Origin of the sequence: Streptomyces fragilis, assembly GCF_003112515.1 — a bacterium.
Taxonomy (GTDB): Bacteria; Actinomycetota; Actinomycetes; order Streptomycetales; family Streptomycetaceae; genus Streptomyces; species Streptomyces fragilis.
Genome location: NZ_BEVZ01000010.1, coordinates 126824 through 143594 on the forward strand (window position 1 = coordinate 126824; position 16771 = coordinate 143594).

The window sequence follows — 16771 nt, forward strand, 5'->3', positions numbered from 1 at the left end:
CGGCCATGCTTCTGACGATCGACGTGGGCAACACGCACACCGTGCTGGGGCTGTTCGACGGCGCCGAGATCATCGAGCACTGGCGCATCTCCACCGACCCGCGCCGCACCGCGGACGAGCTGGCCGTGCTGATGCAGGGCCTGATGGGGGCGCACCCGCTGCTCGGCGGCGAACTCGGCGAGGGCATCGACGGCATCGCCATCTGCGCCACCGTCCCGTCCGTGCTGCACGAGCTGCGTGAGGTGACGCGGCGCTACTACGGCGACGTGCCCGCGGTGATCGTCGAACCGGGCGTCAAGACGGGCGTGCCCATCCTCACCGACAACCCCAAGGAGGTCGGGGCGGACCGCATCATCAACGCGGTCGCCGCCGCCGAGCTCTACGGCGGGCCGGCCATCGTGGTCGACTTCGGCACCGCCACCACCTTCGACGCGGTCAGCGCCAAGGGCCAGTACATCGGCGGCGTCATCGCGCCGGGCATCGAGATCTCCGTGGAGGCCCTGGGCGTCAAGGGCGCCCAGCTCCGCAAGATCGAGGTCGCCCGGCCGCGGAGCGTGATCGGACGCAACACCGTCGAGGCCATGCAGGCGGGCATCGTGTACGGCTTCGCCGGGCAGGTCGACGGGGTCGTCGAGCGGATGGCCCGGGAGCTGGCGGACGATCCCGACGACGTGACGGTGATCGCGACGGGCGGCCTGGCGCCGATGGTGCTGGGCGAGTCGACGGTGATCGACGAGCACGAGCCGTGGCTCACCTTGATAGGGCTCCGGCTCGTCTACGAGCGCAACGTCAACCGCCCCTGACCCCCCGTTCCGCGCCGCGCCCCGTTCCCCTCCCAGGACCGGGGCGCGGTCCTTTCCCGGGAGGGGAACAGGGGGCGGGCCCTGCCGCGAGGGCGTGGGGCGCGGCCCGTGCGGGGCATGCCCCCCGGTCGGACGCGCTCGGGCGGCGCGCCGATGGAAATATGTCCATGATTGTCTGATTGGCGCGTATGGTCACGTCATGCCCACGCCCTACGGATCCCGCGGCATGGCGTTCGGCCCGCAAGAGCTGCGCGTGCTCCGCCGTGCCCTCGCCCTCGCCCTGCACCCCCGCCCCGCCTCCCCCCAGGAGGTCCAGGACTGCCTGCGCCTCGCCGACGCGGTCGACGAGGTGACGCGGGAGGCGGCCCGGCAGCGCGCCTTCCTCCTGGCCGACCTGGTCCGCTACCGCGCCGCCCTCCCGGGCACCGTCACCGGCTACCTCCGCCTCCTGCGCGAGGCACTGGACGCGGGTCACCGCCCGGAACGGGAGGACCTGGCCGCGCTCCGCGCCCTGAGCGGCAACCCCCTCGCCGCCGCACTGCTGCGGCGGTGCGACCCGCCCGCCGTCCGGGCCCCGCTGACCGCCGCGGCGCCCACCCCCCTGTCCGTGCCGGTCCTGCCCGCCCAGGGCACCGAGCCGGCCACCGCCGCCCGCCCGGAACTCGTCCCGGTCCCGGCCACCGCCACGGTTCCCGCCGGTCGGCGCCCGGCGGCCGAGCCGGCCGGCCTCCCCGGTCCGGCCGTGCACCACGTCGTCCCCGCGGCGCGCACCCGGCTGCTGGCCCTGCCGGGCGGACTGAGCGCCGAGGGCGACGGCGAGGGCGACGGACCGGACGAGCGTCCCGGCCCGTCCCCCTCGCCCGACCCGCAGCGCCCCGGGCAGCCGGCGCCGGGGCGGCCGATCCCCACGCCGGGTGAGGTCTTCCCGCGTCGCAAGCCCTCCTCGTCCCCGTCCTCCCCGCCACAGGGGCCGTCGCAGGGGCGGCTGGCGGCGGGGTGACCGGCGGGGGTGGCTACCCTGGAGCCATGGACTACGTCTCCGCGCTTCTGCCCCCCTTCGTGATGGCCGCGTTCTTCATCGGCGTCATCCGGGTGATCATCAAGACCCAGGGCGGGGCCAACAAGGCCAAGGAGGACGCCGCGGTGGACGCGGCCCTGGCCCAGGCTCAGGCCACCCCCCGCCGCGAGGAGTCCTGACGCCCTTCACGGGGTGATTCGGGACTAACGTTCTTCCATGCCGAAACCCCTGGGAGAACTCGAAGACGCGGTCATGAGCCGGATCTGGAAGTGGAACCGGCCCGTGACCGTTCGGGAAGTCCTGGAAGACCTCCAGAAGGAACGGTCCATCGCCTACACCACGGTGATGACCGTTCTCGACAATCTCCAGCGCAAGGGCTGGGTCCGGCGGCACGCGGAGGGCCGGGCCTATCGATATGAGGCGGTCTCCAGCCGTGCCGCCTACGCCGCCGCGCTGATGAACGACGCCTGGTCCCGCAGCGACAATCCCACCGCCGCTCTGGTGGCCTTCTTCGGGATGATGAACGAGGACCAGCGCGGGATGGTCCGTGACGCACTGCGCATCGCGCACGGCCCCGAGGCCGCCCCGGACGAGGAGAACACCCCCGGCTCGGCGGAGGACGGTTCCGGGAGATAACGTCCGGACATGTCAGTGGAGCGTTCCGAAGTCAGCAGCAAGGCTTTCACCGTGCGCCGGGCCAGGACCGGCGATGTTCCGGCTCTCCGGCGACTCCTCGACGCGTACACCCGTGACGGCACGTTGCTCGACAAAGCGACCGTCACGCTTTACGAGGACATCCAGGAGTTCTGGGTGGCGGAACGCGACGACGACGCCGAGGTGGTCGGCTGCGGTGCGCTGCACGTGATGTGGGAGGACCTCGCCGAAGTGCGCACTCTCGCCGTGAACCCGGCGCTGAAGGGTGCCGGCGTGGGTCACCAGTTGCTGGAGAAGCTGTTGCAGACCGCCCGTTGGCTCGGTGTGCGCCGGGTTTTCTGTCTCACCTTCGAAGTCGAGTTCTTCGGCCGTCACGGCTTCGTCGAGATCGGTGAGACTCCTGTCGACACCGATGTCTACGCCGAGCTGCTGCGTTCCTATGACGAGGGCGTCGCGGAGTTCCTCGGACTCGAACGAGTGAAACCGAACACCCTGGGCAACAGTCGGATGCTTCTGCACCTGTGATCTTCTTCGGGCTCCGGCCGCCCGGTCTTCTCCCCGTCTTCACGGTGTGAGGTATTCCGGGCGGCCCCCTCTTGCCCCTCTTCCCCATCTTCCCGGCTCTTGCCGCTCGGTCCTCTTCCGGCTCTTCCCGGCGCCTTCCCCGCTCTACGCAGGTTCCCTATGTCCGGAACGGGCCGGTTTTCGGGCGCGTTCGCGGGCGCCGGTCTCTCCCGGGGGTTTGTGTTTTTCAGGCAAAAGCGGTTTGCTTTCCGGCGTACTGCAGTACTGCATATAACAAGGGACGGCGAAACGGCTCCGCCCGGAGCCGCCCCAGGGTTATCGATGAAAGGAAAAGCGGTGGCACAGAAGGTTCAGGTCCTTCTTGTCGACGACCTCGACGGCGGCGAGGCGGACGAGACGGTGACGTTCGCGCTGGACGGCAAGACCTACGAGATCGACCTCACGACCGCCAACGCGGACAAGCTGCGCGGCCTGCTCGAGCCCTACGTGAAGAGCGGACGCCGCACCGGTGGCCGTTCCACCGGCGGCCGTACCAAGACGCGTGCGGCGGCCGGCAGCAGCCAGGAGACGGCCCAGATCCGTGCCTGGGCCAAGGAGCAGGGTCTCGAGGTCAACGACCGCGGCCGTGTCCCGGCGAAGATCCGTGAGGCCTACGAGAAGGCCAACGGCTGATCGGCCCACCCATGGCTGAAGGTCCCGTCGCATGCCGGAGAGCCGCCCTCGCGCGGCTCTCTGCCGTTGCGGGCCCCGCGCCGTTGCCTTCCCGGCATCGCAGCGTCGCCTCTCCGGCCTCGCCCGGCCTCCGGCCCCCTCACGGACCGTTTCCACGGAAGGCGTTTCGAACGCGCTGTGTAACCGGAACGGGGGCGCTCAGGTCGGCGGAGCGGCGCAAGGTTGTTCGCCCGTAGCGGAGGGGACCGGGGTGCGCCGCATGGACTGTCGGTCGAAGCGGGTAAGACATCCCTAGTGGGAGGGGGCGACACGCAGGACAGGCGGCCTTCCGTTCGCCATCGGCGTACTGGTGAAGGACGTAAGTGCCTGGCCTGCGGGAACATCGTCTCGCACCATCGGGTTGGAGCAGATGTCGGCGTTCCGGGTCAGGAGGCCAAGGACGGTGTCGGCAGTTGGAATGAGCGGTCCCCGCTTGCGGGACTAAGCTGCGGAAGGACAGGAAGGGGACAGCCCCCTTACTGCCTGACCGCTCTGAGGAGCGATTAACGATGTTCGAGAGGTTCACCGACCGCGCGCGGCGGGTTGTCGTCCTGGCTCAGGAAGAAGCCCGGATGCTCAACCACAACTACATCGGCACCGAGCACATCCTCCTGGGCCTGATCCACGAGGGTGAGGGTGTCGCCGCTAAGGCCCTGGAGAGCCTCGGGATTTCGCTCGAGGCGGTCCGCCAGCAGGTGGAGGAGATCATCGGCCAGGGCCAGCAGGCCCCGTCCGGCCACATCCCCTTCACCCCCCGTGCCAAGAAGGTCCTGGAGCTGTCGCTCCGCGAGGCCCTTCAGCTGGGCCACAACTACATCGGCACGGAACACATCCTGCTCGGCCTGATCCGCGAGGGCGAGGGCGTCGCCGCCCAGGTCCTGGTCAAGCTGGGCGCAGACCTCAACCGTGTCCGCCAGCAGGTCATCCAGCTGCTGTCGGGCTACTCGGGGAGCAAGGAGGCCGCCACCGCCGGCGGTCCCGCCGAGGGCACCCCCTCGACCTCCCTGGTCCTCGACCAGTTCGGCCGGAACCTCACCCAGGCCGCTCGTGAGTCCAAGCTCGACCCGGTCATCGGGCGCGAGAAGGAGATCGAGCGGGTCATGCAGGTGCTGTCCCGCCGCACCAAGAACAACCCGGTGCTGATCGGTGAGCCCGGCGTCGGCAAGACCGCCGTCGTCGAGGGCCTCGCCCAGGCCATCGTCAAGGGCGAGGTGCCCGAGACCCTCAAGGACAAGCACCTCTACACCCTGGACCTCGGCGCCCTGGTCGCCGGCTCGCGCTACCGCGGTGACTTCGAGGAGCGCCTGAAGAAGGTGCTCAAGGAGATCCGCACCCGCGGCGACATCATCCTGTTCATCGACGAGCTGCACACGCTCGTGGGTGCGGGTGCCGCCGAGGGCGCGATCGACGCCGCCAGCATCCTCAAGCCGATGCTGGCCCGCGGTGAGCTCCAGACCATCGGCGCCACCACGCTCGACGAGTACCGCAAGCACCTGGAGAAGGACGCCGCCCTCGAGCGCCGCTTCCAGCCCATCCAGGTCGCGGAGCCGTCGCTGCCGCACACCATCGAGATCCTCAAGGGCCTGCGCGACCGGTACGAGGCGCACCACCGCGTCTCCATCACCGACGAGGCGCTGGTCCAGGCCGCCACCCTGGCCGACCGGTACATCTCGGACCGCTTCCTGCCGGACAAGGCGATCGACCTGATCGACGAGGCCGGATCCCGGATGCGCATCCGCCGGATGACCGCGCCGCCGGACCTGCGCGAGTTCGACGAGAAGATCGCCGGCGTCCGCCGCGACAAGGAGTCCGCGATCGACTCGCAGGACTTCGAGAAGGCCGCCTCCCTGCGCGACAAGGAGAAGCAGCTCCTCGCCGCGAAGGCCAAGCGGGAGAAGGAGTGGAAGGCCGGCGACATGGACGTCGTGGCCGAGGTCGACGGCGACCTGATCGCCGAGGTCCTCGCCACCGCCACGGGCATCCCGGTCTTCAAGCTGACCGAGGAGGAGTCCAGCCGCCTGCTCCGCATGGAGGACGAGCTCCACAAGAGGGTCATCGGTCAGGACGACGCCGTCAAGGCGCTCTCCAAGGCGATCCGCCGTACCCGTGCCGGTCTGAAGGACCCGAAGCGTCCCGGTGGCTCGTTCATCTTCGCCGGTCCGTCCGGTGTCGGTAAGACCGAGCTGTCCAAGGCGCTCGCCGAGTTCCTCTTCGGCGACGAGGACGCGCTGATCTCCCTCGACATGTCGGAGTTCAGCGAGAAGCACACGGTCTCGCGTCTCTTCGGTTCCCCGCCCGGATACGTGGGCTACGAGGAGGGCGGCCAGCTGACCGAGAAGGTCCGCCGCAAGCCGTTCTCCGTGGTCCTCTTCGACGAGGTCGAGAAGGCCCACCCGGACATCTTCAACTCGCTGCTGCAGATCCTTGAGGACGGTCGCCTGACCGACTCCCAGGGCCGGGTCGTGGACTTCAAGAACACGGTCATCATCATGACGACCAACCTCGGCACCCGGGACATCTCCAAGGGCTTCAACCTGGGCTTCGCCGCCCAGGGCGACACGAAGACCAACTACGAGCGCATGAAGAACAAGGTCTCGGACGAGCTCAAGCAGCACTTCCGTCCCGAGTTCCTCAACCGCGTCGACGACGTGGTGGTCTTCCCGCAGCTCACGCAGGCGGACATCCTGCGGATCGTCGACCTGATGATCAGCAAGGTGGACGAGCGCCTGAAGGACCGGGACATGGGCCTCGAGCTCTCCCAGTCCGCCAAGGAGCTGCTGTCGAAGAAGGGCTACGACCCGGTGCTGGGCGCCCGGCCGCTGCGCCGGACCATCCAGCGCGAGGTCGAGGACACCCTCTCGGAGAAGATCCTCTTCGGCGAGCTGCGTCCCGGCCACATCGTGGTCGTCGACACGGAGGGCGAGGGCGACGAGCAGACCTTCACCTTCCGCGGCGAGGAGAAGGCCGCGCTGCCGGACGTCCCGCCGGTCGAGCAGGCCGCGGGCGGCAGCACGAACCTGAGCAAGGACGCGTAACACCCGGCGCGTCACCCGAGTGACCCGAAGGGCCGGTGCGGAGCTTCCGCACCGGCCCTTCGGCGTTCCCGACCGCTGTGCGCGGGGCCCCAACTGCTGTGCCCGGGGCCACAGTCGGCGGCTCCCGAGGAGGGCCTGCCGGTGAGGTGGGGCACGCGACCCAGGTCACGTACGAAGCCGCCTAGTAGACGCCCGGCCCGCCTGGCGAGCGCGAGGAGCGACGTGGCGATGCCTCTCACCTGCCACGAGTCCGAATAGCAACTATGTGAACCCTTTGTCCTGTAAGTACACATTCATGGCGGATACTACGCATCGTCGTAGATCACACGATTGTCAGGACTGACCCGATCGGGTTACCAAGGTATGGCCGACGGCGAGACCGGACCTCCTCCGGTTCTCACCCCGCGGCGATCCCGTCCCCGAACAAAGGGTTCTTCATGTTCCAGCACGTCTCGCTCCGCACCTCCGGTTCGACCACCCTCCGCACCCGCGCCGCGGTCGTGGCCGCCGGCCTCGGAGCCTCGGTCGTCCTCGGTGCCGGAGTCGCGACTGCTGCCGGCGCCCCCACCGCCGGCACGCCTGCGGCCGCCGCGCAGGTGAACACCAAGGCGCCCGCGGGCAACGCCTGGGTCGACCCGGTCCAGAAGTACAAGCTGTCCGCGAGCTTCGCGCAGAACGGCGGCATGTGGGCGCACAAGCACTCCGGCCAGGACTTCGCCGTCCCGACCGGCACCAAGGTCTTCGCGGTCCACGAGGGCACCGTGGTCAAGGCCGGCAGCTGGGGCGCCGGTGACGGCCCCGCCTACGGTAACGCCGTCGTCATCAAGCACGGCAACGGCACCTACTCGCAGTACGCCCACCTCTCCAAGGTGCAGGTGAGCGTCGGCGAGAAGGTGAACACCGGCGAGCAGATCGCCCTGTCCGGCAACACCGGCAACTCCAGCGGTCCCCACCTGCACTTCGAGATCCGCACCAGCGCCAACTACGGCACCGCGGTCAACCCGGTCCAGTTCCTCGCCGCCAAGGGCGTCAAGGTCTGACCACCCGCGGGTGACGCGCCCAGGCGCGACGGAGTGAACATGCGGAAGGCCCCGGCAGCATCGCTGCCGGGGCCTTCCGCGTTTCCGCGTTTCCGGTACCGCCTTCCGCGTTCCCGGCACCGGGCCTACGGCCGGCCCGGCAGGCGGTACATGCCGTCCGCCAGCGGCTCCACCAGGCCGTCCGCCACCAGGCCGTCCAGCGCCCGGGCCCGCTGCACCGGCTCCTCCCACACCGCGTCCAGCGCCGCCTGCGGAACGGGCACCTCCGCCGCGCGCAGCACCGCCAGGAGCTTGCCGCGCACCTGGCGGTCCGTGCCCGCGTAGGTCTGGCCGCGGCGCGGCGGCCCGTCGTGTTCGGGCTTCCCGGCCCTCAGCCAGGCGCAGCGGGCGGCGATCGGGCAGCGGTGGCAGCTCTCGTTGCGCGCGGTGCAGATCAGCGCGCCCAGTTCCATCGAGGCCGCCGCCCACCGCGCCGCCGTGCCCTCCTCGGCCGGCAGCAGGGAGACCGCCAGCCGGCGCTCGGCCGCCGTGGTGGCGTTGGGCGGGTACTGCACGCCGGTCACGGCGCGGGCCAGGACCCGGCGGACGTTGGTGTCGAGCACGGCGTGACGCCGGCCGAAGGCGAAGGAGGCGACGGCGGCGGCGGTGTACTCGCCGACGCCGGGCAGCGCGAGCAGTTCGGCGTGGTCGGAGGGGACCTCGCCGCCGTGCCGCTCGGTGACGGCGACGGCCGCGCCGTGCAGGCGCAGCGCGCGGCGCGGGTAGCCGAGCCGGCCCCAGGCCCGCACCGCCTCGCCCGGCGCCTCGGCTGCCAGGTCGGCGGGGCGGGGCCAGCGGGCCAGCCATTGCTCGTACACCGGCAGCACCCGGTTGACCGGGGTCTGCTGGAGCATGAACTCGCTGACCATCACCCCCCACGCGCCGGCTTCGGGGCGGCGCCACGGCAGGTCGCGGGCGTTCGCCTCGAACCAGGCGATGACGGGGGTGTGGAGGGGAAGGGTGTCGGTGGCGTCTGTGCGGAGGGCGGTCCGCGCCGCGGTGTCCCGCGGGGCGGACGGCTCGGGCTGTGTGGGTGCGGTCATGACGTCATCGATCCTGCCACGACCCCGCCGTCACCCGATGTGCGCAATTCGTCACCCGTTGGAAGTGGCTCAGGGTGCGGCAACCGGATACCGGGATGATGATCCGGAAAAGTTGTCGTCCGCACGGCGGGTGCCGCCTTGAGTGACGTCGATCTCTCGTACAGTTTGCGCCGTGGGATCACTGCGCAATCCGGTCGGGCCGCTTCCCTCCTCCATCTACTGGCGACGGAGGGCTGTCTTCCTTGTCGTGCTGCTCGCGCTGGCGGGACTGGCCGCATGGCTGTTCGCCGGTGGCGGGGGCAGGTCGGACGACTCGGCGGGCGGTCCCGACGGCAAGAACCCGGCACCCTCGATCACCCCGGGCCCTTCCGGGTCCGGTCCCGCGATCGACGACCCCCCGGGCGAGGGCGGGTCCGGCACGGGCGGTTCCTCCGACGGCGCGTCCTCCGGCGGGACCTCGGGCGCCGACGGGGGCGGCACGTCCGGTGCGGACGGCGGGGGTGACGGCGCGGACGGCGGCTCCGGTGACGGCGGCGGGGAGACGGACGGCGCCCCGGGCTCCGGCGGCAGCGGGTCGGGAAGCTCCGGGAAGGGCTGGACCAGCTCGGTGAACCGGCTGCCCGGCGACACCTCGCTCGCCGCGTGCGGGCGGAACGACGTGCGGATGTCGCTGCGGAGCGTGCAGAAGTCGTACGAGGACGACGAGAAGCCGGTGCTGCGGCTGACGGTCACCAACACGTCGGGCAGCGACTGCCGGATCGACCTGGGGCCGCGTGCCGCCGTCCTGAAGATCACCAAGGCGAACGCCGACGACGACGAGACGTACTGGTCCTCGGCGGACTGCCCGGACAGCGGGGCGCTGCTGTTCCGTGTGCCGAAGGGCGGGGCGATCACCTACGAGGTGGAGTGGGACCGCAAGCCGAGCGACGCCGGCAAGTGCGAGGCGAAGCCGAAGGGGAGTGCGGGGGCGGGGACGTACCTGGTCGTCGCCAAGAGCGGGGCCACGTCCAGCCCCGTCCAGGCCACCTTCACCCTCAAGTCCGACTGACCTGGCGGGAGCGGACCGGCGTCATCCGCCGACCAGCCGCTGGACGGTCCTGAGGGTCCGGCCCGCCCCGTCCTCGGTCCCCATGTGCGCCGCCGCTCTCGCGGCGGCCCGGCCGTACGCCGGCTGCCGCACCACTGACCCGAGTGCGTCGGCAAGCCGCTCGACGGTGAGGGACGGGAAGGGGATGGGGTCGGTGGCCGCGCCCAGGGCGGCGAGCCGGCCCGCCCAGAACGGCTGGTCGGCGGTCACCGGCACGGTGACCGCGGGCACCCCGGCGCGCAGCGCGGTGGCCGAGGTGCCGGCCCCGCCGTGGTGGACCACCGCGGCCAGCCGTGGGAACAGCAGGGCGTGCGGCACGTCCCCGATGGTGAGGACATCGTCCCCGTCGGCGGCGAGAGCGGCGCTGCCGGCCTGGAGGATCCCCCGCAGCCCGGCGCGGCGCAGGGCCCGCGCGGCGATCTCGCCCAGCCGCTCCCCGTGGCCGGACGCCATGCTCCCGAAGCCGATGAGGACCGGCCGGGGTCCAGCGCACAGGAACTCCTCGATCTCGGCGGGCAGCCGTTCGGCCGGATCGTGATGGGGCCACCAGTTGCCCACGACCTGGAGGCCGGAGCGCCAGTCGGACGGACGGGGCACCAAGGCGGTGCTGAAGCCGTGCAGGATCTGCCAGTTCGCCCGTTCCTGTCGCCGACGCGTCTCGGAAGGAGAGGCCGGGGGCAGCCCGAGGCGGTGCCGCAGCGTCGCGACCGCCGGTGCGTAGAGGCGGTCGGTCATCCGCAGCGCGAGGCCTCCCGCTGCCCGGTTGACGTGACGTCCCAGCGAGCGGGAGCCGGTGACGACGGGCGGGAAGTCGCCGGTCGGTGCGGTGGGCTGGAGGTACACGCCGATGCTCGGGATGCGCGTGGCCTCGGTGAGGTGCCAGCCGAGCGGGGCCGTGGTGGTCGACAGCAGGAGCAGATCCGTGTCGTCGTCCACCGCGTCGGCGAAGCCCTGGCCCAGATCGGTGACGAACGCGGCAGCGGTCCGCATCAGGTCGCGTCTGCCGGTGCCGCCGCCGCGCCCCCGTGTGTCGGCGGGCAGACGGCGGAACGCCAGACCAGCCGCCTGCGCGAGGGGTGCGAAGGCCTCTGTGGCGGCGAGGGTGACGTCGTACCCGGCCCGGCGCAGCTCGGCGCCCAGGCCCGTGTAGGGCGCGATGTCACCGCGCGACCCGGCCGCGGCGATCAGGATCCTCATCGGCCCTCCTCGCCCGCGGTAGCGGTGCCCGCGAGGCGGGCCGCGTTGGCGTGGACCGCTTTGCGCGCGTAGGCGGCCAGGCCCGGGCGTTGCTGCGACGGCGGTACGACCAGGGCGAAGGCGCGCGGGTCGGCGACGAAGTCGTCGGCGATGCGCCGGTGCATGTCGGGCGGGCAGGCGGTGAACCAGCGGGCGATGTGCAGGCGGTGCTCCTCGGCGAGGTCCATGGCCCGCTCGCCGTCGCTCGGACAGCCCTCGTCGAAGGCCGCGAGCAGCTCCGCGCGCCAGGCGGCGGCCTCCCCCATGAGCCGGCGCCAGTCCTCCTTGGTGTGGGCCGCCGCCCGTGCCATCGCCTCGCGCCGTCCCTCCGACCGCGCCCACCTCAGCTCTGCCTCGGTGGCGTAACTCAGGTCGAAGGCGACCTCGCCGAAGACCTCGAAGCGCTCCTCGGGAGTCAGCGACACCCCGGTCGCCTGGACCTCCATCGCCCGTTCCGCCACCTCGGCCAGCCGCTGCAGCCTGGCGATCTCCTCACCCAGCTGCCGCTGCCGCTCCCGGAGCCGCTCCAGGGCGTTCGCCTGCGGATCCTCGAGGATCGTGGCGATCTCGTCGAGGGGGAAGCCGAGCTCCCGGTAGAAGAGGATCTGCTGGAGCCGGACCAGGTCCCCCTCGCCGTACAGGCGGTACCCGGCGTGGCTGCGTTCCCCCGGCGACAGCAGTCCGGCCTTGTCGTAGTGGTGCAGGGTCCGCACCGTCACCCCCGCGAACGCCGCGACCTGCCCCACGGAGTAACTCATCCACCCGCCCCTTCGTCCGCCCTTGCGCCGGCACACAGCCTCGGGCCTGACGTAGGGAGAGGGTCAACCCGCGCTCGGGGCGGCCGACGGGCAGCCCGTGCCACGGCGACCGCGCCCCGGGGGAGGGCGGTGCAGGCCCCGCCCCGGGGAAGGGCGGTCAGACGTAGCGTTCGAGGATGGAGGACTCGGCGAGGCGGGAGAGGCCCTCGCGGACGCTGCGGGCCCGCGCCTCACCCACCCCGTCCACCGCCTGCAGGTCGTCGACGCTCGCCGCGAGGAGCTTCTGCAGCCCCCCGAAGTGCTCGACCAGCCGGTCGATGATCGCCCCCGGCAGCCGGGGGACCTTCGCCAGCAGCCGGAAGCCGCGCGGCGAGACCGCGGAGTCCAGCGCCTCCGGCGACCCCGTGTACCCCAGGGCCCGCGCCACCGTCGCGATGTCCAGCAGCTCCGTGTGCCCGAGCGCGTCCAGCTCGGACAGCGCCTCGTCCACCGTGCGGGACCGCTTCGGCGTCGGCTCGGGCACGTAGTCCCGGACGATCAGTTCCCGCTCCGGTTCGACGCCGGCGATCAGCTCGTCCAGCTGCAGCGCCAGCAGGCGCCCGTCGGTGCCCAGCTCCACCACGTACTCGGCGATCTCGGTGGCGATCCGGCGCACCATCTCCAGCCGCTGCGCGACCGCGGAGACGTCCCGCACCGTCACCAGGTCCTCGATCTCCAGCGCGGAAAGCGTCCCGGCGACCTCGTCCAGGCGGAGCTTGTACCGCTCCAGCGTGGCCAGCGCCTGGTTGGCGCGGGAGAGGATGGCGGCCGAGTCCTCCAGGACCCGCCGCTGTCCGTCGACGTACAGCGCGATCAGCCGCATCGACTGGGACACCGAGACCACGGGGAAGCCGACCTGCTTGCTGACCCGGTCCGCCGTGCGGTGCCGGGTGCCGGTCTCCTCCGTGGGGATGGTCGGGTCGGGCACCAGCTGCACGCCCGCCCGCAGGATCTTCGAGAAATCCGTCGACAGCACGATGCCGCCGTCGAGCTTGCACAGCTCACGCAGCCGCGTCGCGCTGAACTCGACGTCCAGGACGAAACCGCCGGTGCACATCGTCTCGACGGTCTTGTCGAAGCCGAGCACGATCAGGCCGCCGGTGTTGCCCCGCAGCACCCGTTCGAGGCCGTCACGCAGCGCGGTGCCGGGCGCGACCGCGCTCAGCGAGGCGCGCATCAGCCCGTCGGCGCCGGAGCTCCCACCGGACTTTCCGGGAGCTGAGGCCCGGTCGTTGGCTGCCACTGCTCTCCTCCGGTCGCAGACTTCTTCAGGCGCTCCCGCGACGCACACACTTCGCACGGACGGGCGAGACCGGGGCAAAGTCTACCGGCGGTCCTCACCCTCCTGCCGGGGCTCTCGCCGACGCGAGCGCGGCAGAGCCCTCAGCGCGTCCGACATGTCGGCCACTTCGAGCACCTTCATTCCCTGAGGAACCTTCCCCGGATCGGCCGGGACCAGCGCATGGGTGAATCCGAGGCGGTGCGCTTCGGCCAGACGCCGCTGCACGCCGGTGACCCTCCTCACCTCTCCGGCCAGGCCCACCTCGCCGATCGCCACGAGGTTCTTGGGCAACGGGGTGTCGCTGGCCGCGGAGGCCAGCGCGAGGGCGATCGCCAGGTCCGCGGCGGGCTCGGAGAGCCGCACCCCGCCCACGGTCGCCGAATAGATGTCCTGCTTGCCCAGCGCCTTGATCCGGCCGCGCTGCTCCAGCACGGCCAGCATCATCGAGACCCGGGAGGTCTCCAGGCCCGAGGTGGTGCGCCGCGGTGTGGGGATCTGGGTGTCCACGGTCAGTGCCTGCACCTCGGCGACCAGGGGACGGCGGCCCTCCAGCGTGACCGTCAGGCAGGTGCCGGGGACGGGCTCGTCCCGACGGGTGAGGAAGAGACCGGAGGGGTCGGCCAGGCCGGTGATGCCCTCGTCGTGCAGCTCGAAGCAGCCCACCTCGTCGGTCGTCCCGTACCGGTTCTTCACGCCGCGCACCAGCCGGAGCCGGGCGTGCCGGTCGCCCTCGAAGTTGAGGACCACGTCCACCAGGTGCTCCAGCAGACGCGGGCCGGCGATGTTGCCGTCCTTGGTGACGTGACCGACCAGCAGGGTGGACATGCCGCGCTCCTTGGACGCGCGGATCAGCGCGCCCGCGACCTCGCGGACCTGGGCCATGCCGCCGGGCGCGCCGTCGATCTCCGGGGAGGCGACGGTCTGCACCGAGTCGAGGATCAGCAGCGACGGCTGGACCGCCTCGATGTGGCCGAGCACCGTGGACAGGTCCGTCTCGGCGGCGAGGTAGAGGTCGTCGTGGATGGCGTGGATGCGGTCGGCGCGCAGCCGGACCTGGCTGGCGGACTCCTCACCCGTCACGTAGAGGGTGCGGTGCTCGGAGCTCGCCGACTTGGCCGCGACGTCCAGCAGCAGCGTGGACTTGCCGACGCCCGGCTCGCCCGCCACCAGCACCACGGCACCGGGGACCAGGCCGCCGCCGAGCACCCGGTCCAGCTCGGGCACGCCGGTGGTGCGGGCCGTGGCCTGCTTGCCGTCCACCTGGCCGATGGGGACGGCGGAGGTGGTGACCCGGCCGGGGGCGGTGGTGCGGACCGCGGGGGCGCTGCCGTACTCCTCGACCGTCCCCCAGGCGTGGCATTCGGGGCAGCGGCCCAGCCATTTGGCCGTCTGCCAGCCGCATTCGGTGCAGCGGTAGGAGGGACGGTCCTTGGTCGACTTGGTACGGGCAGCCATGCCGCACACCGTAACCGGCGGCACCGACAACACCGTGCGGCCGTGTTCACGAACGGGCAGGAACGGTCGGGCAGGGTGCGAAGAAACGTAAACGCACGTCCCCTTATGAGGGATCGTTTCACCCGAATGGATTAAAAGTGCTCAAGGTCGCAGGAACGGTCGTCCGTGGGCCCCTACGGTCGCACGGGTGATGAGCAGCAGGCCGGAGACCCCCACCCGCATCACCGGCGCGCACCCGGCGCACGGCGAGGAGCGCGACCGGGCCGTGCCCTCCGCGGCGGACGGCGGGGCGGGCGCCGGGACGGACGGCGGGGTGGACGCAGGGGTGGACGCTCCGCGTCTCCCCGCGCGCCGGGCGGACGCCTCCTTCCCGCAGGTGTGCGAGCCGCACCTGGACGGGCTGTACACGTACAGCCTGTCGGTGCTCTGCGACCAGGACGCGGCGGTCTTGGCCGTCGGCGCCGTCCTCGCCGTCGCCGAGCGGCGCGGCGGCCGGGCGCCCGAGGGGGACCGGCGGGCCTGGCTCTACGCGCTGGCCCGCTGGGCCTGTCTGCGGGAGCTGACCGAGAAGCGACGGCACGGGCACCGCGGCGCCCGCCGGGGTGCGGCGCCCGTCGCCGGAACGCCGGCGGGCGAGCCGTCGCCCGAGGAGCGCGAGCGGCGCCGCGCCGAACTGGCCCGGCTGGCCTGGCCCGAGGCGGCCGGCGCCTCCGCGGAGCAGCGCGAGGCGCTGGAGCTGTCGGTGCGGCACGGGCTGACCGCCGAGGAGGTGGCCACGGTGCTGGGCCTCGCCCCGGCGGCCGCGCAGGACCTGCTCGCCTCGGCCGCCTGTGAGGTGGAGCGCACCCGCGCCGCGGTGGGCGCCGCGGAGTCCGGCCGGTGCCCGGGCGTCGTCCGGCTGACCGGGCAGGACGAGGGCTGGGTGCTGAGCGAGGCGCTGCGCACGGAACTGGTCCGTCACGTCGACGACTGTCCGCGGTGCCGCCGGGCCGCCGAGCGGGCGGTGCCGGGGCGCTGGCCGGGGACCTCGGTCACCCCCGAGCGGCTGCCGGTGCTCCGGGCGCCGAGGGACGCCCTCTACGCGGCGGCGCGGGCCGCCGGGGGACGGCGCGGGGCGGGCGGCGGCCCTCGGTTCGACCGGCGAGGGTTCCCGCTCGCTCCTCCCGACCGCGAGGCGCGCCGGCACCGGATGCGGGCGCGGGCGGTGACCACGACGGTGGTCGCCACGGTGGTGGCGGCGCCCGTTCTCGCGATGTGGGCAGCCGGCAGGGGGTCCCCGGCAGGGGTGGAGGAAGGTTTCGGCAGCCCCGACGGCCGGACGGCCACGGCGGCGGACTCCGGCCCCGGGGGCGCCGGCGCGGCGGACGACCGCGGCTACGCGAACACCGCCAACGCGGTGCCGGGCAGCGGGGCGGCCACGCCGGAGGAGGGCCCGGACGTCTCGGTCGAGGTGATCGGCTCCCCGGCGCCGGGCCGGCCGGGCGGCGGCGCGGGTGCGGGGGCCGCGGCGGGCGGGCTGCGGGTCTCCGTGGTCGGCGCGGGCGACGTCACGTACGTCACGCTCACGGCGCCGGAGCGGGGCGGGCGGGGGGCCGCCTCGGTGCGGTGGCGGGTGTCCACGGGGGTGCCGTGGCTGTACCTGAGCCGTTCCTCGGGCGTGCTGCGGGCGGGGGAGTCGGTGACGGTCCGGGTCCACGTGGACGCGCTGCGGGAGCCGGCCGGGGCGTGGCGGGCCGTGGTGGGGGTCGAGCCGGGGGACGCGGTGGTCGTGATCCGGGGGGCGGGGGCGATGTCGCCGGGGCCGGGGCCTGTTCCGGAGGAGCCGGGGCCCGGGCGTCCGCCGGAGGAGCCGCCGCCGTCCTCGCCGGGGCCGACGTCGCCGCCACCTCCCGTCGACCCGGACCCGACGCCCTCTTCCCCCGACCCCTCCGCACCATCGCCGTCCCCTTCCGGCCCACCCCCGGAGGACACCCCGACCCCGCCTTCCTCCCCACCAGCCCCGTCCGACCAGGCCCCGACGGCCCCCGGCTGACCGAACGGCGTCGG

At 72.5% G+C, this 16771-nt stretch carries 15 protein-coding genes; 10 read left to right on the forward strand and 5 right to left on the reverse strand.

All coding sequences use genetic code 11. From position 1 onward, the window contains the following. The first annotated feature begins 5 nt into the window (after positions 1–5). From Sfr03f_RS28130 to Sfr03f_RS28170, 8 genes are all read left to right on the forward strand, one after another. The gene (locus Sfr03f_RS28130) at positions 6–803 is read left to right on the forward strand and encodes a type III pantothenate kinase (protein WP_108957015.1); all 798 of its coding nucleotides are present in this window, start codon (positions 6–8) and stop codon (positions 801–803) included. Between the two features lie 199 nt (positions 804–1002). Then, entirely contained in the window at positions 1003–1803 is an 801-nt protein-coding gene (locus Sfr03f_RS28135) for a hypothetical protein (protein ID WP_108957016.1), read from the forward strand. A gap of 26 nt (positions 1804–1829) precedes the next feature. Then, entirely contained in the window at positions 1830–2000 is a 171-nt protein-coding gene (locus Sfr03f_RS28140) for a hypothetical protein (protein ID WP_108957017.1), read from the forward strand. 37 nt (positions 2001–2037) lie between these two features. After that, complete coding sequence (locus Sfr03f_RS28145; RefSeq protein ID WP_174721669.1) at positions 2038–2457, forward strand: BlaI/MecI/CopY family transcriptional regulator; 420 nt, start codon at positions 2038–2040, stop codon at positions 2455–2457. Positions 2458–2466: 9 nt separating this feature from the next. Continuing rightward, on the forward strand, positions 2467–3000 hold the full coding sequence (locus Sfr03f_RS28150; protein WP_108957018.1) for an amino-acid N-acetyltransferase: 534 nt from the start codon (positions 2467–2469) through the stop codon (positions 2998–3000). 336 nt (positions 3001–3336) lie between these two features. After that, a complete protein-coding gene (locus Sfr03f_RS28155; protein WP_108957019.1) occupies positions 3337–3672 on the forward strand; it encodes a histone-like nucleoid-structuring protein Lsr2 in 336 nt (111 codons plus the stop codon). A 548-nt stretch (positions 3673–4220) separates the two neighbouring features. Further along, positions 4221–6746 carry an ATP-dependent Clp protease ATP-binding subunit gene (locus Sfr03f_RS28165; protein ID WP_108957021.1) on the forward strand — a complete coding sequence of 842 codons (2526 nt, stop codon included), beginning with the start codon at positions 4221–4223 and terminating at the stop codon, positions 6744–6746. Between the two features lie 437 nt (positions 6747–7183). After that, positions 7184–7786, forward strand: coding sequence for a M23 family metallopeptidase (locus Sfr03f_RS28170; RefSeq protein ID WP_108957022.1), 603 nt, complete (start codon positions 7184–7186; stop codon positions 7784–7786). A gap of 125 nt (positions 7787–7911) precedes the next feature. On the opposite strand, the gene Sfr03f_RS28175 is transcribed toward Sfr03f_RS28170, so the two are convergent. Further along, positions 7912–8868 carry an iron-sulfur binding domain-containing protein gene (locus Sfr03f_RS28175; protein ID WP_108957023.1) on the reverse strand — a complete coding sequence of 319 codons (957 nt, stop codon included), beginning with the start codon at positions 8866–8868 and terminating at the stop codon, positions 7912–7914. A 172-nt stretch (positions 8869–9040) separates the two neighbouring features. On the opposite strand from Sfr03f_RS28175, the gene Sfr03f_RS28180 reads away from it, so the two are divergent. After that, positions 9041–9916, forward strand: a complete 876-nt coding sequence (locus Sfr03f_RS28180; RefSeq protein WP_108957024.1) for a hypothetical protein — start codon at positions 9041–9043, stop codon at positions 9914–9916. Positions 9917–9937: 21 nt separating this feature from the next. Here the strand turns inward: Sfr03f_RS28180 and Sfr03f_RS28185 are convergent, their stop codons facing one another. From Sfr03f_RS28185 to radA, 4 genes are all read right to left on the reverse strand, one after another. Next, positions 9938–11152 (reverse strand): glycosyltransferase, encoded by a 1215-nt coding sequence (locus tag Sfr03f_RS28185; RefSeq protein ID WP_108957025.1) that lies wholly within the window; start codon positions 11150–11152, stop codon positions 9938–9940. Next, a complete protein-coding gene (locus Sfr03f_RS28190; RefSeq protein ID WP_108957026.1) occupies positions 11149–11949 on the reverse strand; it encodes a MerR family transcriptional regulator in 801 nt (266 codons plus the stop codon). Before Sfr03f_RS28190 ends, Sfr03f_RS28185 begins: the two co-directional genes overlap by 4 nt. A gap of 157 nt (positions 11950–12106) precedes the next feature. Continuing rightward, positions 12107–13231, reverse strand: a complete 1125-nt coding sequence (gene disA / locus Sfr03f_RS28195; protein WP_108957027.1) for a DNA integrity scanning diadenylate cyclase DisA — start codon at positions 13229–13231, stop codon at positions 12107–12109. A gap of 81 nt (positions 13232–13312) precedes the next feature. Next, on the reverse strand, positions 13313–14725 hold the full coding sequence (gene radA / locus Sfr03f_RS28200; protein WP_108957028.1) for a DNA repair protein RadA: 1413 nt from the start codon (positions 14723–14725) through the stop codon (positions 13313–13315). Positions 14726–14915: 190 nt separating this feature from the next. Here radA and Sfr03f_RS28205 point away from each other — a divergent pair, with 190 nt between their 5' ends. After that, positions 14916–16757: an RNA polymerase sigma factor gene (locus Sfr03f_RS28205; RefSeq protein WP_245967807.1), complete on the forward strand. Its 1842-nt coding sequence runs from the start codon at positions 14916–14918 to the stop codon at positions 16755–16757. The last annotated feature ends 14 nt before the right edge of the window (positions 16758–16771 follow it).